The organism is Amycolatopsis dendrobii (assembly GCF_014145675.1).
GTDB classification, from domain to species: Bacteria; Actinomycetota; Actinomycetes; order Mycobacteriales; family Pseudonocardiaceae; genus Amycolatopsis; species Amycolatopsis dendrobii.
Genome location: NZ_JACGZW010000024.1, coordinates 68,527 through 87,724, shown reverse-complemented (window position 1 = coordinate 87,724; position 19,198 = coordinate 68,527). Strand labels below are relative to the sequence as shown.

General features: G+C 69.2%; 22 protein-coding genes. 17 read left to right on the top strand and 5 right to left on the bottom strand.

Annotated features, from left to right (window positions below; translation table 11 throughout):
- The first annotated feature begins 249 nt into the window (after window positions 1-249).
- From H4281_RS43135 to H4281_RS43070, 14 genes are read left to right on the top strand one after another with little or no spacing between them, the layout of a single operon-like run.
- Complete coding sequence (locus H4281_RS43135; protein ID WP_182896625.1) at window positions 250-957, top strand: acetoacetate decarboxylase family protein; 708 nt, start codon at window positions 250-252, stop codon at window positions 955-957.
- Window positions 958-978: 21 nt separating this feature from the next.
- Window positions 979-2,475, top strand: coding sequence for a YHS domain-containing protein (locus H4281_RS43130; protein ID WP_182896624.1), 1,497 nt, complete (start codon window positions 979-981; stop codon window positions 2,473-2,475).
- A gap of 11 nt (window positions 2,476-2,486) precedes the next feature.
- Window positions 2,487-2,765, top strand: a complete 279-nt coding sequence (locus H4281_RS43125) for a toluene-4-monooxygenase system B family protein (protein ID WP_182896623.1) — start codon at window positions 2,487-2,489, stop codon at window positions 2,763-2,765.
- Window positions 2,752-3,075 carry an MmoB/DmpM family protein gene (locus H4281_RS43120; RefSeq protein ID WP_043840218.1) on the top strand — a complete coding sequence of 108 codons (324 nt, stop codon included), beginning with the start codon at window positions 2,752-2,754 and terminating at the stop codon, window positions 3,073-3,075. The genes H4281_RS43125 and H4281_RS43120 overlap by 14 nt, the downstream gene beginning before the upstream one ends.
- A complete protein-coding gene (locus H4281_RS43115) occupies window positions 3,072-4,058 on the top strand; it encodes a ferritin family protein (protein ID WP_182896622.1) in 987 nt (328 codons plus the stop codon). Before H4281_RS43120 ends, H4281_RS43115 begins: the two co-directional genes overlap by 4 nt.
- Before the next feature lie 7 nt (window positions 4,059-4,065).
- Entirely contained in the window at window positions 4,066-5,076 is a 1,011-nt protein-coding gene (locus H4281_RS43110; RefSeq protein WP_182896621.1) for a 2Fe-2S iron-sulfur cluster-binding protein, read from the top strand.
- Between the two features lie 15 nt (window positions 5,077-5,091).
- Window positions 5,092-5,427, top strand: a complete 336-nt coding sequence (locus H4281_RS43105) for a monooxygenase system ferredoxin subunit (RefSeq protein WP_009076113.1) — start codon at window positions 5,092-5,094, stop codon at window positions 5,425-5,427.
- A 34-nt stretch (window positions 5,428-5,461) separates the two neighbouring features.
- Window positions 5,462-6,184 (top strand): 5-oxoprolinase subunit PxpA, encoded by a 723-nt coding sequence (gene pxpA, locus H4281_RS43100; RefSeq protein WP_182896620.1) that lies wholly within the window; start codon window positions 5,462-5,464, stop codon window positions 6,182-6,184.
- Between the two features lie 44 nt (window positions 6,185-6,228).
- Window positions 6,229-6,477 (top strand): acetyl-CoA carboxylase, encoded by a 249-nt coding sequence (locus tag H4281_RS43095; RefSeq protein WP_037717008.1) that lies wholly within the window; start codon window positions 6,229-6,231, stop codon window positions 6,475-6,477.
- Complete coding sequence (locus H4281_RS43090; RefSeq protein WP_182896619.1) at window positions 6,474-7,832, top strand: acetyl-CoA carboxylase biotin carboxylase subunit; 1,359 nt, start codon at window positions 6,474-6,476, stop codon at window positions 7,830-7,832. The genes H4281_RS43095 and H4281_RS43090 overlap by 4 nt, the downstream gene beginning before the upstream one ends.
- Window positions 7,829-8,719 (top strand): 5-oxoprolinase subunit B family protein, encoded by an 891-nt coding sequence (locus H4281_RS43085; RefSeq protein ID WP_182896618.1) that lies wholly within the window; start codon window positions 7,829-7,831, stop codon window positions 8,717-8,719. Before H4281_RS43090 ends, H4281_RS43085 begins: the two co-directional genes overlap by 4 nt.
- Complete coding sequence (locus H4281_RS43080; RefSeq protein WP_182896617.1) at window positions 8,709-9,674, top strand: 5-oxoprolinase subunit C family protein; 966 nt, start codon at window positions 8,709-8,711, stop codon at window positions 9,672-9,674. Before H4281_RS43085 ends, H4281_RS43080 begins: the two co-directional genes overlap by 11 nt.
- A gap of 12 nt (window positions 9,675-9,686) precedes the next feature.
- Window positions 9,687-9,872 (top strand): tautomerase family protein, encoded by a 186-nt coding sequence (locus tag H4281_RS43075; protein WP_116202787.1) that lies wholly within the window; start codon window positions 9,687-9,689, stop codon window positions 9,870-9,872.
- Window positions 9,872-10,261, top strand: a complete 390-nt coding sequence (locus H4281_RS43070) for an SRPBCC family protein (RefSeq protein ID WP_220508702.1) — start codon at window positions 9,872-9,874, stop codon at window positions 10,259-10,261. The genes H4281_RS43075 and H4281_RS43070 overlap by 1 nt, the downstream gene beginning before the upstream one ends.
- Before the next feature lie 48 nt (window positions 10,262-10,309).
- On the opposite strand, the gene H4281_RS43065 is transcribed toward H4281_RS43070, so the two are convergent.
- Window positions 10,310-11,173, bottom strand: coding sequence for an MBL fold metallo-hydrolase (locus H4281_RS43065; RefSeq protein ID WP_182896616.1), 864 nt, complete (start codon window positions 11,171-11,173; stop codon window positions 10,310-10,312).
- Between the two features lie 92 nt (window positions 11,174-11,265).
- On the opposite strand from H4281_RS43065, the gene H4281_RS43060 reads away from it, so the two are divergent.
- Genes H4281_RS43060 through H4281_RS43050 form a run of 3 tightly spaced genes read left to right on the top strand, consistent with a single transcriptional unit; the run spans window position 11,266 to window position 13,320 of the window.
- A complete protein-coding gene (locus tag H4281_RS43060; RefSeq protein WP_182896615.1) occupies window positions 11,266-11,466 on the top strand; it encodes a hypothetical protein in 201 nt (66 codons plus the stop codon).
- Entirely contained in the window at window positions 11,453-12,769 is a 1,317-nt protein-coding gene (locus tag H4281_RS43055) for an amidase (protein WP_182896614.1), read from the top strand. Before H4281_RS43060 ends, H4281_RS43055 begins: the two co-directional genes overlap by 14 nt.
- Window positions 12,766-13,320: a TetR/AcrR family transcriptional regulator gene (locus H4281_RS43050; RefSeq protein WP_182896613.1), complete on the top strand. Its 555-nt coding sequence runs from the start codon at window positions 12,766-12,768 to the stop codon at window positions 13,318-13,320. Before H4281_RS43055 ends, H4281_RS43050 begins: the two co-directional genes overlap by 4 nt.
- Here H4281_RS43050 and H4281_RS43045 read toward each other — a convergent pair.
- The 4 genes from H4281_RS43045 to H4281_RS43030 all read right to left on the bottom strand — a co-directional run bounded on the left by H4281_RS43045 (window position 13,317) and on the right by H4281_RS43030 (window position 19,193).
- Entirely contained in the window at window positions 13,317-14,510 is a 1,194-nt protein-coding gene (locus H4281_RS43045) for a GNAT family N-acetyltransferase (RefSeq protein ID WP_182896612.1), read from the bottom strand. The two genes, H4281_RS43050 and H4281_RS43045, sit on opposite strands and share 4 nt — an antisense overlap.
- A 71-nt stretch (window positions 14,511-14,581) precedes the next feature.
- The gene (gene xdhC, locus H4281_RS43040) at window positions 14,582-15,406 is read right to left on the bottom strand and encodes a xanthine dehydrogenase accessory protein XdhC (protein ID WP_182896611.1); all 825 of its coding nucleotides are present in this window, start codon (window positions 15,404-15,406) and stop codon (window positions 14,582-14,584) included.
- Window positions 15,403-17,772 (bottom strand): xanthine dehydrogenase molybdopterin binding subunit, encoded by a 2,370-nt coding sequence (gene xdhB, locus H4281_RS43035; RefSeq protein WP_182896610.1) that lies wholly within the window; start codon window positions 17,770-17,772, stop codon window positions 15,403-15,405. Before xdhB ends, xdhC begins: the two co-directional genes overlap by 4 nt.
- Window positions 17,769-19,193, bottom strand: a complete 1,425-nt coding sequence (locus tag H4281_RS43030; RefSeq protein WP_182896609.1) for a xanthine dehydrogenase small subunit — start codon at window positions 19,191-19,193, stop codon at window positions 17,769-17,771. Before H4281_RS43030 ends, xdhB begins: the two co-directional genes overlap by 4 nt.
- Window positions 19,194-19,198: the final 5 nt, after the last annotated feature.

The following is a 19,198-nucleotide window of genomic DNA, read 5'->3' as shown; positions in this document are numbered from 1 at the left end:
GGGACTCTGAGTTCCTCAGGTTGCCCCCACGGCGTTGGGAGGGCTTGACGGATTCAGAAGGTTGTTGCGGTGATCGTTGGATGGGGTGCTGACCTGCGCTGATGTGGGTTTGTGCTCCGGTTTGGCATTCCGGGCCCGACTGTTGTCCAACTTGCGCACTACCCGGTCGCGGGACGGTCGCGCAGTCTTTGGGACACCGCTCGAGGGACGGGGCGGGCAAGTTCAACGGTGAACCTGGAGGCAACCCCTATGGGCACGTCGCTGCATCCGCCGCAGCTGGTGACCGGGTCGCGGACTCTCTACCTCGTTTGGGTACCTGAGGATCCCGACGGCGTCGCGGAGCTCGTTCCGGCGGGGCTCACGCCGGCCGCTGATCGGTCGTGCTACATCAACCAGTACGTGGTCGAGGGGGACGCTCAGACGTCGGCCAGCGAAGGGGACGACGCGTTCGGCGCTTATTCGCTGACTTATCTCGGCGTGAATCTGTCCGGCTTGGACACTGAGGCCGGGGTTCCGGGGCGGTGGTGGACCGATTACCACAACAGTTCCGAGCCGATGATCCGTTACGCCCGGGAGCACGGCGTTCCGGCGGGGGCGCCGGGGGAGACGACGCTCGATCTCGACGGGGATCGGCTGGTCGCCACGACGGTCGTCGAGGGGCGGCCTGTTATCCGTACTACCGCGCGTCTCACGATCGGCACGCCGCAGCGGGTTACCGGGCAGTTGCGGTACATCACGAGCCGCGGCGGCGAATTCGTCAGCGGGAGGTATGCCTACGTCGCTGACATCGCCGAGGAATTCGCGGTCGAATCCTTCGAGTTCCTCGACAAAGAGCATCCCGCCTACCGGTTGCGGCCTGCGCACCCCTTGCAGGTGACGTTCGGGTTCTACTCCCCGGCCATGTCCTTCGTCTACCCCGGCGGCGAAGGGCCGCTGGGTTCCGAGCACGGCAGCTAAAAACCACAAGGAGCACCCGCAATGGCTCTGCTGGACCGAGCACAGTGGTACGACATCGCCCGCGACACTCAATGGACTCCGCGTTACGTCACCGAAGCGGAGTTGTTCCCGCCGGAGCTGTCCGGTGGCGAGGGGTTGCCCGACGAGGTGTGGGCGACCTATGACGAGCCGTACAAGGTGAGCTATCGCGAATACGTGGACATTCAGCGGCAGAAGGACGCCGGGGCGTATTCGGTGAAGGCTGCGTTGGAACGCGCGGATTTGTACAACAAAGCCGACCCGGGCTGGATTTCCATCCTCAAGGAGCATTACGCGGCGGTGGCGCTCGTGGAGTACGGGGCGTCGTTCCAGGAGTCGCGGTTCGTGCGCTGGTCGAAGGCGCCGGGCATGCGCAACATGGCGACCTTCGGGATGCTGGACGAGATCCGGCACGGGCAGATCCAGCTGTACTTCCCGCACGAGTACGTGAACAAGGACCGCCAGTTCGAGTGGTCGCACGCGGCGATGTTCACCGACAACTGGGTCACCCTCGGCGCGCGGCACTTCTTCGACGACGTGATGATGACCCGCGACGCCGTGTCGACCTCGATTTTCGCGAACTTCTCGTTCGAGACCGGGTTCACCAACCTGCAGTTCATCGGGCTCTCCGGCGACGCGGCGAAAGCCGGGGACTTCACGTTCTCCAAGCTGATCCAGAGCATCCAGTCCGACGAGGCCCGGCACGCGCAGCTCGGCACGCCGCTGCTGCAGATGCTGATCGAGAACGGCCAGAAGGACGAGGCGCAGAAGAAGATCGACATCGCGTTCTGGCGTTCGTACCGGCTGTTCACCATCCTGTCCGGAATTCCGATGGACTACTACGTCCCGCTGGACGTGCGCGAGGCGTCCTTCAAGGAATTCATGGAGGAATGGATCGTCACCCAGTTCATGCGCTCGCTGGAGGACCTCGGCCTCTCCAAACCGTGGTACTGGGACATTTTCCTGCGCGACATCTCCGAGCACCACCACGGCCAGCACCTCGGCACCTACTCGTGGCGGCCGACGCTGTGGTGGGACCCGGCGGCGGGCGTCAGCCCGGAGGAGCGCGACTGGCTGGAGGAGAAGTACCCGGGCTGGAACGACACGTTCGGCAAGGTGTGGGACGTCCTGATCGACAACTTCGCCAACGACCGTCCGGAAAAGACGGTGCCGGGCACGCTGCCGATCATCTGCAACGTCTCCCAGTTGCCGATCGTCGGCACGCCTTCCCGGACGCTGCGCGACATTTCGCTGGTCCACGAAGGACGGCGCTACCACTTCGCGTCCGAAGTGGACAAGTGGATCTTCGAGGACGACCCGGAACGCTACCGGCACCACAAGAACCTGGTCGACCGGTTCCTCGGCGGCGAGATCCAGCCCGCGGACCTCGGCGGCGTCCTGGAGTACATGGGCCTCGGCTCGGTCGGCCCGGGCGGCGACGACGCGCACGGCTTCTCCTGGGTCGACACCTACCGCAAGCAGCTCGTCAAGGCCGGCTGAAAGGAACGCTGATGGCCACCATTCCGCTCGCCGTGCACTTCGACGGCGACTTCGTGCTCAAACTGCTCCCCGCGGACAGCGAGCACACGATGGACGAACTCGCCGCCGCGGCGGCCGAGAACTCGGTCGGCGTCCACGTGCCCGACCAGCCCGGCCGGACGCTGCGGGTGCGCCGCCAGGGCGACGCGCAGCCGTTCGACCGGGCCAGCACCGTCGCGGCGGCCGGCCTCGGGCCGACCGAATGCGTCGAAGTCTATTTCGAGCGAGGAGGACCGGATGAGCACCGCTGAACCCATCGCCGACCCGGTCGGCCCGGTCCTCCAGGTCGGCGAGGTGGCGCGTGCCGTCGCCGACGCCGCGGTGACCGACAACCCCGGCTGCCGGGTCGACATCCGCGACCGCGGCTCCTACGTGCGGGTCGAGGTCGAGGGCGGCGAATGCGTCCTGCGCCGCGAGACCATCGCCGAGGAACTCGGCCGCCCGTTCAAGATGTCCGAGCTGGAGCTGATCATGCCCTCGTTCGTGGGCCGGATCGAGACCGGCGGCGACGTCTTCCGCTTCTACCTGGGCACTTCCGCCCGCAAGGAGGCCAGCTCGTGAGCACCCCGCTCAAGCCGCTCAAGACCTGGGGGCACCTCGCCGCCCGCCGGCGCAAGCCGAGCGAGTACGAGATCGTCTCCACCAACCTGCTGTGGCACACCCGCGACCCCGAGCAGCCGTGGGACGTCGGGCACACCGGGTTCATGGCGGAGCACTACCGCCGCTACCGCAACCAGAGCCCGATCACGCACCCGGACTGGAACGCTTTCCGCGATCCGGACGAGCTGGTGTACCGCACGTACAACATCCTCCAGGACGGCCAAGAGTCCTATGTGGACGGCCTGCTCGACCAGCACGACGCCGAGGGCCACGACCGCGGTCTCTCGCCGGAGTGGGTCGCGGTGCTGGCCCAGCTGTACACGCCGAGCCGGTACCTGCTGCACACCGTGCAGATGGCCAGCGCCTACCTCGTGCACATGGCTCCGGCCAGCACAATCGCCAACTGCGCGGCGTTCCAGGCCGCCGACTCGCTGCGCTGGCTGTCCAATGTGGCCTACCGCACCGCGGAGCTGCGCCAGGCGCATCCGACGGCCGGGTTCGGCGAGCGCGAACGCGAGCTGTGGGAAGAACTTCCCGCGTGGCAAGGGTTCCGCGAGCTGATGGAACGCCAGCTGACCACATTCGACTGGGCCGAGGCGTTCGTCGCGCTGAACGTGGTGGCCAAGCCGGCGCTCGACGAGATCGTGCTGCGTCAGCTCGGCGTCAGCGCCCGGCGGCACGGCGACGTACTGCACGCGTTGCTGGCCGAATCCGCGTTGCGGGACAGCGAGCGCTCGCGGCGCTGGACCGAGGCGCTGGTCAAGCAGATGTCCGAAGTGGACTCGAACGTGCCGCAGCTGCGCGAGTGGGTCGCGAAGTGGCAGCCGCTCGCGGTCGCCGCGATCGAGGCGTACGGCGCGGAGGTGGCGGAAAACGCCGAAGCGGCGGAGAACGCGATCGGCGCGGTCCGGGCGTTCCAGCGGCAGCTCGGCATCGGAGGCTGAACCGGCCATGACGACCGAACACCAAGTCCTCCTGCGGGGGACCGGCGTTCGCTTTCCTTGCGCGGAGGGCGACACGCTGCTGCGTGCCGCCCTCCGCGCGGGGGTCGGCCTCAGCTACGAGTGCAACAGCGGAGCCTGCGGAAGCTGCCGGTACGAGCTGCTCGAAGGCGACGTCCGCACGCGCTGGGCGGACGCGCCCGGGCTCAGCGCCCGCGACCGGCGCAAAGGCCGCAGGCTGGCCTGCCAGAGCGAACCGGCCGGCGACTGCGTCGTCGACCTGAGCTCGGTGCCGGAACCCGCGCCGCACCGTCCGATCCGGCAGCGCGCCCAGCTGCGCGAGGTGCACCGGCTCACGCACGACATGGCCGAGTTCGTGTTCGTCGCGGAGAAGCACGCCGCGTTCAGTGCCGGGCAGTACGCGATGCTCGGCTTCCCCAGCGGCATCGAACGCGCGTACTCGATGAGCAATCTCGGAAACTGCCAGCGGGAATGGAAATTCGTCGTCAAACGGTCGCCGGGCGGGAAAGCGACGTCGATCCTGTTCGACGGGCTCGGCCTCGGCGAGACGATCGAGCTGGACGGCCCGTACGGCCAGGCGTACTACCGTGCCGGCGACGACCGCGACATCGTTTGCGTCGCAGGCGGTTCCGGACTCGGCGCGATGGTGAGCGTCGTGCTCGGCGCGGCTGCCCAGGCCGACGCCGCCGAGCGCACGGTCCATTTGTTCTGCGGCGGCCGTGCTCCGCGCGATTTGCACATTCCGGAAGCGATGGCGATGGCCGGGCGCCGGCTGCGCGCACTCCACGTGCACACCGCGGTTTCCGAACCCGGTTCGGCGGATTCCGGATCGCACCAAGGATTCGTCCACGAGGCCGTGGTCGCGAAACTGGGCGGAGCGCTGACCGACTTCACTTACTACGCCGCCGGGCCGCCCGCGATGACCGACGCGCTCGCCCGCGCGCTGGTGCTGGACGGCGGGCTCGCCGCCGACCGGCTCCATTTCGACCGGTTCAGCTGAGAAAGGAGCTTCCGCATGGGTTTCGTGCGGGTGTGCAGCCTCGACGACGTCTGGGAAGGCGACATGGAGTCGTTCGAGGTGGGGGACAAGGAAGTGCTGATCGCCCACCTCGACGGCGGCGAGGTCGTCGCGACCCAGGCGATCTGCCCGCACCAGCAGGTCGAACTGGTCGAGGGCGAACTGGACAAGAAGACCCTGATGTGCAAAAGCCACCTGTGGACGTTCGACCTCACCACCTGCCAGGGCATCAATCCGGGCCACGCGCAGCTCGCCCGGTACCCGGTGCGGCTCGAGGGCGACGACGTCTACATCGACCCCGACGGGGACACCCCGAAGATCGCGCATTCCTGAGAAGAATTGCCGGAACAGACAAGGAACAGCACTCATGGTTGCCATCAACTGCGACATGGGCGAGGCCTACAGCATCTACCGCTGCGGCGACGACGAGGGCATCATGCCCTACATCACGGTCGCGAACGTCGCCTGCGGCTTCCACGCCGCCGACCCGGTCGTCATGCGGCGGACGGTCGCACTGGCACACGAGCATTCGGTGAAGGTGGGCGCCCACCCGTCGTTCCCGGACCGCGACGGGTTCGGCAGGCGCGAGCTGAAGATGGAGCCCGAGGAACTCACCGCCGCGGTGGTGTACCAGGTCGGCGCGCTGACCGGATTCCTGGCCGAGCACGGAATGCCGCTCAACCACATCAAACCGCACGGTGCGCTGTACGGCCTCGCCTCGCGGGACGAGACGGTCGCGCGGGCGATCGCCGAGGCGGCTGACGTTTTCGACGTGCCGCTGATGGGCATGGCCAATACCGTGCACGAAAAGGTGTGGGGCAAGCGCAGCCAGGGTTTCATCGCCGAGTACTACACCGATCTCGACTACCGCGCCGACGGTTCGCTCATCATCACCCGCGAGCACGTCGCCTACGACCCGGCGATCGCCGCCGAACGGTCCGTGCGCGCGGTCACCGAGGGGCTCGCGACCTCTGTGGACGGTCAGGACATCCCGATGCGCGCGGACTGCATCTGCGTGCATTCCGACACTCCTGGCGCGGTGGATCTGGCCAAGAGCGTGCACGACGCCTTGACGCCGTACCTGACCTGAGTTCCCCTGATTGTCCCTACCGAACCGAGCGCGAGGTGACGCTGATGTCCCGTCTCGAAGTGGTTTCGCCCATTCCCGGGGTCTTTTACCGCAAGCCCGATCCGGACAGCCCGGATTTCGTCAAGCCCGGCCAGAAGGTCGGTGCGGACGACACGGTCGGGCTGGTCGAGGTGATGAAGTCCTTCTACCCGGTGCCCGCGGGCGCGGCCGGGACGGTCGTGGAGTTCGCTGCCGACGCCGAGGCGGTCGTCGACGCGGGCCAGCCGCTGGTAGTGCTCGAGGTGGACGCATGAAACGGTTGCTGATCGCCAATCGCGGCGAGATCGCGGTCCGGATCATCCGCGCGGCGAACGACCTCGGGATCGAGACGGTCGCGGTCGTCAGCGAGGCGGACCGCAACGCCGCGCACGCGCTGCTCGCCGATCAGGTCGTCCCGATCGGCCCGGCTCCGGCGACGAAGAGCTATCTGGTGGCGGACGCGATCCTCGCCGCGGCGAAGGAAACCGGCGCGGACGCGGTGCACCCTGGCTACGGATTCCTGTCCGAGCGCGCGTCGTTCGCCGCGGCGGTGGCGGACGCGGGGCTGACGTTCGTCGGTCCGGAGGCTTCGGTCATCGAGCAGATGGGGGACAAGGTTCGCGCGCGGCAGGTCGCGCAGGCGGCCGGGGTGCCGACGGTGCCCGGGACGCCCGGCGGAGTGTCCGATGTGGCCGAAGCGGTCGCGGCGGCGAGCGAGATCGGGTATCCGATCATGCTCAAGGCCGCGGCGGGCGGCGGCGGCCGCGGGATCCGGGTGGTCGCGAACGAGGCCGAATTGAAGGTCGCGTTCCCGCAGGCTTCGGGCGAGGCCGCGAGCGCGTTCGGCGACGGGCAGATGTACCTGGAGCGGTTCGTGCGGGCCGCGCGGCACGTCGAGGTGCAGGTGCTCGGCGACGGTTCCGAGACGGTGCACGTCTTCGAACGCGAGTGTTCGCTGCAGCGGCGGCGGCAGAAGGTGGTCGAGGAGGCTCCGTCGCCGGGCATCGACGAGCGGATCCGGACCGGGATGACGTCGGCGGCGGTGCGGCTGTGCAAGGAGGTCGGCTACCGCAGCGCGGGCACCTGCGAGTTCCTGGTGGACGACGACACCGGCGAGTTCTTCTTCATCGAGATGAACACCCGGATCCAGGTCGAGCACCCGGTCACCGAGCTGATCACCGGGATCGACCTGGTCGCCGAGCAACTGCGGATCGCGGCCGGGGAACCGTTGCGGTTCCGGCAATCGGACGTGACGAAACGGGGGCACGCCGTCGAGTTCCGCGTCTGCGCCGAGGATCCGGAACGGAATTTCCTTCCCGGTCCCGGAAAGATCGGCGACGTCCGGTTGCCGGGCGGTCCGTGGGTCCGCACGGACACCTGGCTCGCGCCGGGCAGCCAGGTCCCGCCGTTCTACGATTCCTTGGTGGCCAAGGTGATCGTGTGGGGCGACGACCGGACGACCGCGTTGCGCCGGGCGAAGCGGGCACTGTCCGAATTGGTCGTCGAAGGCGTTCCCACCACCACGACGCTGCTCATCGAACTGCTCGGGCAGCAATGGTTCGCCGACGGCGCGTTCACCACCGGGACGCTCGAAGAGTGGCTCACCCAGCGGGCGGAGGCGGGCGCATGAACGGCGCGACTCCCGCCCGGTACAGCTGGGGCGGCGACGAGCACATTTTCGTCGAGCTGGCCGAGGAAATGAGCCTGCAAGCCAACTTCCGCGCGATGGCGATCACCACGTCGCTGCGCGAGAACCGGCCGGACGGCGTCGTGGAGATCTGCCCGGCGAACGCGTCGTATCAGGTCCGGTACGACCCGGACGCGATCGAACCGCGCACCTTGATGGCGCATCTGCGCGACATCGAGGAGAAGGTCGGCGACGCCGCGGACTTCAGCCTCTCGACGCGAGTGGTCGAGATTCCGGTGCTGTATCAGGACCCGTGGACCACCGAAACGCTGATGCGCTTCCGCGACCGGCATCAGGACCCGGACGCCACCGACATCGAGTACGCCGCGCGGATCAACGGATACGCCGGGGCCGGGGAATTCATCGCGGCACACAGCGGCGCGCCGTGGTTCGTCTCGATGGTGGGGTTCGTCGCGGGCCTGCCGTTCATGTACCAGATGGTGCCCCGGGAACGGCAGATCGTCGTGCCGAAATACCTGCGTCCGCGCACCGACACTCCTAAGCAGACAGTCGGTTATGGCGGCTGCTTCAGCTGCATTTACTCGGTGCGCGGTGCGGGCGGGTACCAGATGTTCGGCATCACTCCGGCCCCGATTTACGATCCGGCGCAGGAACTGCCGGACTTCGAGGATTTCATGGTGTTCTTCCGGCCCGGCGACATCGTGCGGTTCAAGCCGATCGACCGGGACGCCTACGACGACTACGTCAAGGAGGTCGAGGCCGGGACGTTCCGGATCCGTTCGCGTCCGGTCGACTTCGGGCTGCGCGAGTACCTCGACGACCCGGACGGCTTCACCGCGGGACTGATGGAGGTGCACCGTGCCGATTGAGGTCCGCCAGCCCGGACTGGCCACGACGATCCAGGACGCCGGCCGCAACGGCTATTACGACGTCGGCATCCCGCCTTCGGGCGCGCTCGACCAGTACTCGTACTCGGTCGCGAACCGCTTGGTGGGCAACGATCCCGGGGCGGCCGCGCTCGAGTGTGTCTATCTGGGACCGGAGCTGCGTTTCACCGAGGACACCGTCATCGCGATCACCGGCGCCGAACTTCCGCCGAAACTCAACGGCGAGGAACGGCCGCTGTGGGAGGCGTTCGCAGTGCAAGCGGGCGATGTCCTCGCCTTCGGGTTCTGCAAGCGCGGCGCTCGCGCGTACCTCGCGGTGAGCGGCGGCGTCGACGTCCCCTTGGTGCTGGGCAGCCGATCCACCTACGGGCTGGGGAAACTCGGCGGGATCAGCGGCGCGCCGCTCGTCGCCGGGGATGTCGTCCCGGTCGGCTCCGGCGCTGGTGTGCCGGGGCGTTCTTTGCCGGAATCCTTGCGTCCGGCGTTGTCGAAGGAGATCGAAGTCCGGGTGGTGATGGGTCTTTACGACCACGTGCTCACCGACGCGGGCCGCGCGACGTTCCTGGACACCGACTGGACGCTCACCCCGGTCGCCGACCGCGTCGGTTTCCGGTACCAGGGCGCACAATTGGAGACCAAGCCGCGCACTCCGCCGTTCGGAGCCGGACAGGATCCGTCAAACATCGTGGACGCGCCTTATCCGATCGGATCGATCCAGGTTCCCGGTGGCGTCGAACCGATCATCCTGCACCGGGACGCGGTGTCCGGCGGCGGCTATATGATGGTCGGCACTGTCCTCAGCGGAGACCTGGACCTGGTGGCGCAGTCCGCGCCGAACACCAAAACCCGTTTCGTAGCGGTCGATTTGGACGAAGCGCTCGCCATCCGCCGCGAATACCGCGCCCGCACTCAGCGGGCCGCTGAATCCCTGAGCTGACAAGGAGTTCTCATGCCGCACGTCCAGATCGACTGGTTTCCCGGTCGCACCACGGAGCAGAAACGCGAGCTGGCCGAGGTGCTGACCCGCGAGATCTGCCGGATTGGCAAGTGTGCCCCGGAATCGGTCGGCATCGTGTTCACCGACGTCGACACCGCGAACTGGGCGCGGGCGGGCAAGCTTTTCTCGGACAGCTGATGGCCGCCCTCCGCTCCCACGTCCTGATCGACGCTCCCGCCGACGCGGTGTGGCAGGTGATCGGCGACCCCGCATCGGTCGCCTGCTGGTTCCCGTCGATGAAGTCCTCCACCGGCGATACCCGGCACCGCACCGTGGTACTGGGGGACGGGTCGGTCCTGGAAGAAGCCGTCGTCACCCATGACCCGGCCCGCCGGCGGCTGCAATACCGGGTGACCGGCGGCGCTCTCCCCGTCACCGACCACCTCGGCACCGTGGACGTGCTGGAGATCGACGCGGGCCGGTCGATCGTCGTGTACAGCACGGAAATCTCGCCGGACTCGCTCGCCGACGCCTTCGACGCCGCCATCAGCGAGGCCGTCGCCGCCCTGCCCGCCCACCTGTCCTGAGGTCTGTGAAGGACTCCTTGGGGGAATCAGATTCCCGCAAGGAGTCCTTCACGGCTTTTCCGCGAGCCGGTAGCCGGAACCGTGGGAGACCAGGCGGCCGCCGGTGGGCGGGGTGAAGTGCGTGCCCAGCACGAGCGCACCTGAACCGGCCAGTTCGGCGAGGAGGCGACGGCGGGTCTTCTCGGCTTCCGCCGGGTCGATGTCCACCGACGCGCCGATCTCCGGGTGCGCGAACTGCACCGGATGGTGCACCGCGTCGCCGGTGATCAGCGCGGTTTCGCCGGAGCCGGCCAGTTCGACCGAGACGTGCCCCGGGGTGTGGCCGGGCGTCGGCAGCAATCGCACGCCGGACACGATTTCCGCTCCGTCCGCGGGGACGTCGACCAGGTCCAGCAGGCCCGCGCGTTCCACCGGCAGCACCGAGTCCTCGAACATCTGCCGCCGCGGTGCGTCCATGGCGCAGCCCGCCCAGAACTCGCGCTCGGCGCGGGCGGTGACGTACCGGGCGGAGGGGAACGTCGGCACCCATTCGCCGTTCTGCTCGCGCGTGTTCCAGCCGACGTGGTCGGCGTGCAGGTGAGTGAGCAGCACCAGGTCCACGTCGTCCGGCGCGAACCCGGCGGCGCTCAGTGCGTCCAGGTAGCCGGTGCTGAGGTCGTGCCACGCCGGGTTGGCGCGGGTCTTCCCGTTGCCGATCCCGGTGTCGACGAGGATCTTCATCCCGTCCTTTTCGAACGCGAAACTGTGGCTGTGCAAGCGGATCGCGCCGCCGTCGGCGAAGTCCGGCCGCAGCCAGTCCTCGCCCGAGACGACCTCGGCGGTCGCGCCGGGGAGCAGCCACGGTCCGGTCGCGGCGGGGAATTCGATTTCGTCGATCCGGTGGACAGCGATCTCGCCGACGGTCCAGGGCATGAGCCAACGCCTCCTTAACGCAACATGTTTGCGTTAAGCGACCGTAGCCGCTACCGTCGCTTAAAGCAAATGCTTAGCTTTTAGGAGTTCTCGTGTCCGACCTGACCCCCGAGCAAGCGGCGAGCCTGGCCGCCCGAGCCGGATTGCCGCTGGATACCGCCAGACACCCCGACGTGGCCGCCGTCGCCAACCACATCCACTCCGTGGTGGCCGTCCTGCGCGACCTGGATTTCGGCGACACCCCACCGGCTTCCCTCTACCGCGCGGAGGAGGACGTCCGTGTCGCTGGCTGACCTCACGCTCGCCGAAGCCTCCGCCGCGATCCGGGACCGGCGCGTGTCGCCGACAGAGCTGGTCGAGGATGTCCTGGCGCGCATCGACGAGGCAGAACCCCGGCTGCACGCGTACGTCACGGTGGACGCCGACCGCGCCCGCGCGGAAGCCGCAGCGCTCGGCCGGATCCGCGGCCCACTGCACGGCATCCCCATGGGGTTGAAGGACCTGATCGACGTCGCAGGAACCGCGACCACTGCCAGTTCCCAGGTCCGCGCCGGACATCGCGCCGAGCGGGACAGCGCCGTCGCCGCGCAGCTCAAGGCCGCCGGCGCGGTCCTCCTCGGCAAAACCCACACGCACGAATTCGCTTACGGCCTCACGACTCCGCAGACGCACAACGCCCGCAACCCGTCCCGCGTCGCCGGGGGATCGAGCGGCGGCTCGGCAGTGGCCGTCGCCGCAGGCGCCGCGACATTCGCCCTCGGCACCGACACCGGCGGCTCGATCCGGGTCCCCGCCGCGCTGAACGGAGTCGTCGGCCTCAAGCCGACCTACGGCCTCATCCCGCTGAACGGCGTGACGTCGTTGTCCTGGTCGCTGGACCACGTCGGCCCGATCACCCGCACCGTCGCGGACGCCGCGCTCGTCCTGTCTGTCCTCATCGGACAGTTGTTCCCCGTCGGCGAAGACGTGGCCGGTCTCCGCGTCGGAGTGCCGGGCAACTACTACTTCGACCGCCTCGACCCGACGGTGGAAGCCGCTGTCCGCGCAGCTATCGATCAGCTCGCGGAACTAGGTGCGGAGCTGGTCGACGTCGAAATCCCGATGACCCGCTACCTCCAGGCAACGCACTGGGGCCTGATGGTTCCCGAGGCGACGGCGTATCACGAGCGAAGCCTGCGGACCGTGCCCGACCAGTACGCCGCCGACGTCCGGGTTCTGCTGGAGGCCGGCGAGCTGATGAGCGCGGGGGACTACCTGCGCGCCCAACGCGCCCGCACCCTCATGCGCCAGGAATGGACGCGGCTGTTCGACAAGATCGACGTCCTCGCCGCACCGACCGTCCCGATGACCGCCGTTCCGGCCGGACAGGAGACGGTCAAGTGGCCGGACGGAAGCGTCGAAGCAGTCTCGGACGCGTACGTACGACTGTCGGCCCCCGCGAACATCACCGGCGTACCAGCGCTAACCCTCCCGGTCGGCGAAGACCTCGACGGAATGCCGATCGGCCTGCAACTCCTCGCCCGGCCGCACGGCGAGTCCGTGCTGCTGCGGACCGGACACGCCCTGGAACAGGCGCGGCTTAAAGTGGCACGGTGAGCCAGAAGCGGATGGTGCGCCCGGGCGGGCGCAGTGCGCGAGTCCAGGAATCGGTGCACGCCGCCGTCCGCGACCTGATCGCCGAATCGGGCCGGGACGCGCTGACCGTGCCGCAGGTGGCCGCCCGCGCGGGCGTCACGCCGTCGACGATCTACCGGCGCTGGGGCGATCTGCAGGAACTCCTGTCGGACGTCGCGGTCGAGCGGCTGCGTCCGGAAGCGCCGCCGGAGGACCACGGTTCGCTGGCCGCGGACCTGGCGGCGTGGACCGAACTGTTCCTGGACGAAATGTCCTCGCCCGCGGGCCGCGCCTACATCCGCGACGCGCTGCTCGGCGACCCGGACGGCAGCAACGCCGGCCAGTGCTCGGCGTACGCCGTCGACCAGGTGGAAGTCGTGCTGGCCAGGGCGGTCGCCCGGGGCGAGGCCGCGCCGGCGGCGGACACGGTGATGGACCGGGTGGTGGCCCCGATCATGTACCGGATCCTGTTCCGCCCGGACGGCCTCGACGCCGCGTACGCGCGCCGGCTGGCGGCTGAGGTGCTGGCTTAGAACCAGTGCACGCAGTGCGGCGCGCGATCCGACCGGAACAACGCGTCCGCGAGCCCGGCGGCTTCTCCGTTGTGCGCCTGAACATGCCCGGCCCGGACCAGCACGCTCGGCAACGTGCCGCCGAGGTAGACCGACCCCAGATCGCTCACGTCCAGCGACAGGTCCGGCGCGCGGTCCGTCCGCACGCACTCCGCCTTCCCGTCCCGCACCGTCAGCAGGTACCGGCCGTGTTCTGCCAGGAAGGGGTCCGTCACGTCGAGGACCAGCGAGCCGTCCGTGAACCAGCCCCGGCTGGTCAGGGCGCGCGGGATGTCCAGCAGCCGCACCCAGAGCCAGTCCGTGGTGGTGGGCTCGCCCGCGCGCAGGTCCGCCAGCTGCCAGCGCAGCGGGTTCCCCGGCGGGAGGTGCCTGAAGTCGATCTTCGTCACCAGGTCGTGCCCCAGCAGGTACTGGGTGAGCGAGGTGAAAGCCGCGTCGTCGACGGCGATGACCTCGTCGACCGTCAGAGCGGTGTCGTTGACCAGGTAACTCGCGTACCCGTCCGCGGTGCCGTCCGCGTCCCGGTGCACGACGAGGTAGCGCGGCTCCGGCCCGGTCGGCGGGTGTCCCGCGCCCAGTGCCCACCAGCGGTGCGGCCGGGAGAGCGCGCCGGGCTGGGTGCGGCGGTAGCGGTCGTAGATCTCTTCCAGCAGCTCGCCGCAGTCGACGCGCCGGAGCAACTCGACGGAGCCGGTCGCGACCGCCGCACCTCCGCGTGGGGCGCCGAACGCGGAGCGGTGCCGTTCGACGGTCATCCGCTCGGTGCAGGTCGCCGGTCCGTAGCCGAATCGCCGGTAGATCACCGCTTCGGAGCAGAGCAGGACGGACAGGAACTCGCCCCGGGCACGGACGTCGGCGAGGTGTTCCTGCATCATCGCGCGGAGCACGCCCTGGCGCCGGTGCGTCGGCAGCACACCGACGGCCGTGACCCCGGCGGCGGAGGCGAGCACGTCGCCCGGCAGCGTGAGGTCGAAGGAGTACGCGCCGGCGGTGCCGACCGGTTTCCCGTCCGGCGCGTGGGCGATCAAGCTCCGTTCGCTCTCGAAAGCGCCCAGGATTCCGCTGCCCGCCGAATCGGGCCAATACCGGCCGAACGCGGCTTGGACGGTGCTGAAGAAGAGCTCGTAGTCGTTGTTGTGCCGGATTTCCATGGCAGGAGGCCCCCAGGAGCTGACGGTGTCTCCCAGTATCCCAGCCGCGCTCCCGGGGGCAGGCAAGCGATTTACGCCTGAAGGGCTCCCGGCTGGACGCGCGCCTGGAATTTCTGCAGCAACGCGGCCGCGACGCTCACCGCGATCACCGCCGGTTCCTTCCCGGCGAGGTCCGGCAGCCCGATCGGGGTCGTGATCCGGGACAGTGCCGCCTCGTCGTGCCCGAGGCCGGTCAGCCGTTTCCGGAACCGCGACCACTTCCCGGCGGACCCGATCAGCCCGATCGACCCGCAGGCGCCGCTGCGCAGCGCCGCGTCGCACAGCGCGATGTCCTCGGCGTGGTCGTGCGTCATGATCAGCACGTGCGTGCCCGCGGGCAGCTCCGACAGCACCGTCTCCGGCAGCAACGGAACCTGGTGGACGTGCACGCTGGCCACGGCGTCGTCGAGCACGGCCAGCCGTTCCGCGGTCAGCTGCGCCGGCCTGCTGTCGATCAGGTGCAGCGAAACCTCGTGCCGGGCGAGCACCCGCGCCAGCTCGAGGCCGACGTGCCCGACCCCGAAGACCGCCACCGCCGGACGCACCGGAAGCGGCTCGAACAACAGCGTCATCGTCCCTCCGCAGCATTGCACGCCGTGCTGGTAAGGAGCCTTGTCGGACAACGAAAGCGTTTGCAGCACCGGCGCGGTCGCGTTGTCCCGCAACAACTCCCGGGCCCGCTCGATCGCGACTGCCTCGGCGTTGCCGCCGCCGATCGTGCCGTGGCATTCCGCCGAGCCGACCACCATTTTCGCGCCGCCCTCGCGCGGGGTGTGCCCGCGCGAGGACGTCACCGTGACGAGCACGCCCGGCAGCCCCGCGTCCCGCAGGTGCTGGACCGCGCTGAGCCAGTTCACGGCTGGCCCACCAGATCAGGTACCTGCGCCTCGACCGCCGGAGCTGCGGTGACCGCTCGGTCGATCGCCCAGAACACGGCCTCCGGCGTCGCCGGCGAAGCGAGGTCGACGCTGTGCCCGGGCTCGCCGAACGCGGCGACCGCCTGCCGCAACGCTTCGCGCACCGCGAAAGCCAGCATCAACGGCGGTTCGCCGACCGCCTTCGAGCCGTAGACCGCGCCTTCTTCGGCGGCATCGGTCAGCAGCGTGACGTTGAAGACCTCCGGCATCTCCGACAGGCTCGGCAGCTTGTACGTGCTCGCCGCCTGGGTCGCGAGCCGTCCGCGCGAGGGCCGGCCGGACTCGTCCCAGCGCAGGTCTTCCAGCGTCAGCCAGCCCATGCCCTGCACGAACCCGCCCTCGATCTGGCCGATGTCGATCAGCGGGGACAGGCTGTCTCCGACGTCGTGCACGATGTCGACCCGCCGCGTCCGGTACGCGCCGGTGAAGTCGTCGATCTCGACCTCGGCCAGCGCCGCGCCGTAGGCGAAATACTTGAACGGGGTGCCGCTCATCGTCGCGGAATCCCAGCTCAGGCCCTCGGTCCGGTAGTACCCGGCGGCCGACAGGTGCACCCGGTCGAAGTAGGCCGCGTGCACCAGTTCGTCCCAGCCGATCTCCTCGCCGGACGGGGTGCGCGCGACCCCCCGGACGATCCGGACGTCGCTCTCGGGCACGCCGAGCTTGCCCGCCGCGACGGCGAGCAGCCGGTCGCGGATCTGCTCGCAGGCGTTCTTGACCGCGCCGCCGTTGAGGTCCGCGCCCGAACTCGCCGCGGTGGCCGACGTGTTCGGCACCTTGTCCGTCCGGGTCGGGGCCAGCCGGACCTTCTCCGGCGGCACGCCCAGCGCGGTCGCGGCCACCTGCAGCATCTTCGTGTGCAGGCCCTGGCCCATTTCGGTGCCGCCGTGGTTGATCAGCACCGAGCCGTCCTTGTAGACGTGCACCAGCGCGCCGGCCTGGTTGAACGCGGTGAGGTTGAACGAAATCCCGAACTTCACCGGCGTGATCGCGAGCCCGCGCTTGGAATGCGCGTGCTTCGCGTTGTACGCCGCGATCTCGGCCTGCCGCTGCTCGGCGTCGCCCGAGTCCAGGAGCTGCTGCCAGATCCGGTGGATGCGTTCCGGGTGCCGCACCGGCATGCCGTACGGCGTTTCCTGGCCCTCGGAGTAGAAGTTGCGCCTCCGCAGCTCGGTCGGGTCGATGCCGAGCAGCGGTGCGCAGCGGCCGAGGATGTCCTCGATCACCAGCATGCCCTGCGGCCCGCCGAATCCGCGGAACGCGGTTTGCGACGTCTTGTTCGTCTTCGCGATCCGCCCCAGCGCGCGGACGTGCGGGATCCAGTACGCGTTGTCGACGTGGCACAACGCGCGGGCGAGCACCGGCTCGGACAGGTCGAGGCTCCAGCCGCCGTCCGCGGTCAGCACGACGTCCAGCGCCCGCAGTTTGCCGTCGGCGTCGAAACCGACGCTCCATTCGGCGTGGAAACCGTGCCGTTTGCCGGTCATCGTCATGTCCTGGGTGCGGGTGAGCCGCAGCCGCACCGGACGTCCGGTGAGCGTGGCGCCGAGCGCGGCGACGGCGGCGTACCCGTGGGGCTGCCATTCCTTGCCGCCGAACCCGCCGCCCATCCGCAGGCTCTGCACGGTGACCTCGTGGCTGTGCTTGCCCAGCACGTGCGCCACGATGTCCTGCGTTTCCGACGGATGCTGCGTGCTGCTCTGCACGAAGACCTGGTCGGACTCGTCGACGTGCGCCAGCGCGCACTGGGTTTCCAGGTAGAAGTGCTCCTGGCCGGCGAAGTCGAACTCACCGCGGAAAACGTGCGCTGAGCTGGCCATCGCCGGATCGACGTCGCCGCGCGCCACCACTCGCGGCTCGCCCTGGAAACTGCCCGCGGCGATCGCTTCGCCGACGGTCACCAGCGACGGCAGCGCTTCGGTGTCCACCTCGACGGCCGCCGCGCCCAGCCGGGCCGCTTCCAGCGTCTCGCCGAGCACCCAGGCGACCGCGTGGCCGAAGAACATGACCTCGGACGGGAACAGCGGTTCGTCGTGGTGCACGCCGGAATCGTTGACGCCGGGCACGTCGGCCGCGGTGAGGACCCGGACCACGCCGGGTACGGCTTCCGCTGCCTCGGTGCGGATCGCGAGCACCTTCGCGTGCGCCTCGGTTACCTGTACAGGGTATGCGTGCAGGACGTCTTTCGTGCGGGCGACGAGGTCGTCGGTGTACAGCGCGGTGCCCCGGACGTGCGCGGCCGCGGCCTCGTGCGGGCGGGCGATCCCGATGGACGGGCTTTCCGGGCGTTCCGAAAGTGCGCTCATGCTCGTGCTCCCTCAAGAGAGTCGGCGTGCAGTTTCAGCAGGCTGCGGCCCAAGGTCGCGGCGCGGTAAGCGGCGCTCGCGCGGTAATCGTCCATCGGCGTGCCCTCGCCGCGCAGGATTTCCGCCGCGGCGCGGACGGTTTCCTCGTTCCAGGACTGCCCGACGAGCGCCGCTTCGGTGTCTTTGGCGCGAATCGGTGTCGCGGCGACGCCGCCGAGGCCGATCCGCGCGGTGCGCACGAGACCGTCTTCGATGTCGAGCGCGAACGCGACCGCGACGCTGGAGATATCGTCGAACCGTCGTTTGGCGACCTTGTGGAACGCGGTGGTTCCGGCCAGCGGCAGAGGAATGCGCACCGACCGGATCAGTTCGTCGTCGCGGCGGACGCTTTGCCGGTATCCGGTGAAGTACTCGTCGAGCGGCACCTCGCGCTCTCCGTCTACAGAGGACAAAACGACACTTGCGCCGAGTGCGAGCAGCACCGGTGCGGAGTCGCCGATCGGCGAACCGGTGCCGAGGTTCCCGCCGAGCGTCGCGGCGTTCCGGATCAGCCGCGACGCGAACTGCGGGATCAGCTGGCTCAGCAGCGGCACCCGGCCGTCGAGGCGGCGGTCCATTTCGGTGAGGCTCAGCCCGGCCCCGATTTCGATCGTGTCCGCGCCGATGTCCAGCACCTGCAGTTCCGGCACGCGGTCGATGGCGACGACGCAGTCCGCCCGGACGCCGCGGATGTTCACCTCGACGCCCCAGTCCGTCGACCCGGCCACGAAAGTCGCGTTAGGACGGTCGTGGCGCAATCGCAGCGCTTCGGCCCAGCCGGACGGCCGGAGATAGTCCCGCCCGTCGTCATGCAGTCGCGTCGCAACGGGTTCCGGTGCGCGGCAGGTTCGCCGCTGTGCCAGCGGATCCTCGGCTGGGGGAGCGCCGAGCGCGTGCGCGGCGTCGCGGATCGGCCGGTATCCGGTGCAGCGGCAGAGGTTTCCGCTCAGCGCGTGGATGTCGAAGCCGTTCGGCGCGTGGTCGTCGCCGGTCGCGTCGCGGTCGCTGCGGTAGTACTCGGCGGCCATGCTGCAGACGAATCCTGGAGTGCAGTAGCCGCACTGGGATCCGCCGCGCACGGCCATTTCGTGCTGCACCGGGTGCAAGTCCGCTGTGGACCCGAGACCCTCGGCCGTCCACACCTCCTGCCCGTCCAGCGAGCCGACCGGGGCGAGGCACGCGTTGATCGCGACCAGGTCCGTCGGGGATTCGACGCCGGGCCGCGCGACCAGGATCGCGCACGCGCCGCATTCGCCTTCGGCGCAGCCCTCCTTGCAGCTGGTCAGGCCCTGTCCGCGAAGCCAGTCCAGTGCCGTGGTGTGCACGGGAACGGCGCCGATCGCGGTGCGTTTCCCGTTGACGGTCACCTCGGGGTCGACCATCGGAG

Excerpts from the sequence above, each read along its gene's own strand:
- H4281_RS43135 (WP_182896625.1), top strand. The coding sequence starts at position 250 with ATGGGCACGTCGCTGCATCCGCCGCAGCTGGTGACCGGGTCGCGGACT.
- H4281_RS43130 (WP_182896624.1), top strand. The coding sequence starts at position 979 with ATGGCTCTGCTGGACCGAGCACAGTGGTACGACATCGCCCGCGACACT.
- H4281_RS43125 (WP_182896623.1), top strand. The coding sequence starts at position 2,487 with ATGGCCACCATTCCGCTCGCCGTGCACTTCGACGGCGACTTCGTGCTC.
- H4281_RS43120 (WP_043840218.1), top strand. The coding sequence starts at position 2,752 with ATGAGCACCGCTGAACCCATCGCCGACCCGGTCGGCCCGGTCCTCCAG.
- H4281_RS43110 (WP_182896621.1), top strand. The coding sequence starts at position 4,066 with ATGACGACCGAACACCAAGTCCTCCTGCGGGGGACCGGCGTTCGCTTT.
- H4281_RS43105 (WP_009076113.1), top strand. The coding sequence starts at position 5,092 with ATGGGTTTCGTGCGGGTGTGCAGCCTCGACGACGTCTGGGAAGGCGAC.
- pxpA (WP_182896620.1), top strand. The coding sequence starts at position 5,462 with ATGGTTGCCATCAACTGCGACATGGGCGAGGCCTACAGCATCTACCGC.
- H4281_RS43095 (WP_037717008.1), top strand. The coding sequence starts at position 6,229 with ATGTCCCGTCTCGAAGTGGTTTCGCCCATTCCCGGGGTCTTTTACCGC.
- H4281_RS43090 (WP_182896619.1), top strand. The coding sequence starts at position 6,474 with ATGAAACGGTTGCTGATCGCCAATCGCGGCGAGATCGCGGTCCGGATC.
- H4281_RS43085 (WP_182896618.1), top strand. The coding sequence starts at position 7,829 with ATGAACGGCGCGACTCCCGCCCGGTACAGCTGGGGCGGCGACGAGCAC.
- H4281_RS43075 (WP_116202787.1), top strand. The coding sequence starts at position 9,687 with ATGCCGCACGTCCAGATCGACTGGTTTCCCGGTCGCACCACGGAGCAG.
- H4281_RS43070 (WP_220508702.1), top strand. The coding sequence starts at position 9,872 with ATGGCCGCCCTCCGCTCCCACGTCCTGATCGACGCTCCCGCCGACGCG.
- H4281_RS43065 (WP_182896616.1), bottom strand. The coding sequence starts at position 11,173 with ATGCCCTGGACCGTCGGCGAGATCGCTGTCCACCGGATCGACGAAATC.
- H4281_RS43045 (WP_182896612.1), bottom strand. The coding sequence starts at position 14,510 with ATGGAAATCCGGCACAACAACGACTACGAGCTCTTCTTCAGCACCGTC.
- xdhB (WP_182896610.1), bottom strand. The coding sequence starts at position 17,772 with ATGAGCGCACTTTCGGAACGCCCGGAAAGCCCGTCCATCGGGATCGCC.
- H4281_RS43030 (WP_182896609.1), bottom strand. The coding sequence starts at position 19,193 with ATGGTCGACCCCGAGGTGACCGTCAACGGGAAACGCACCGCGATCGGC.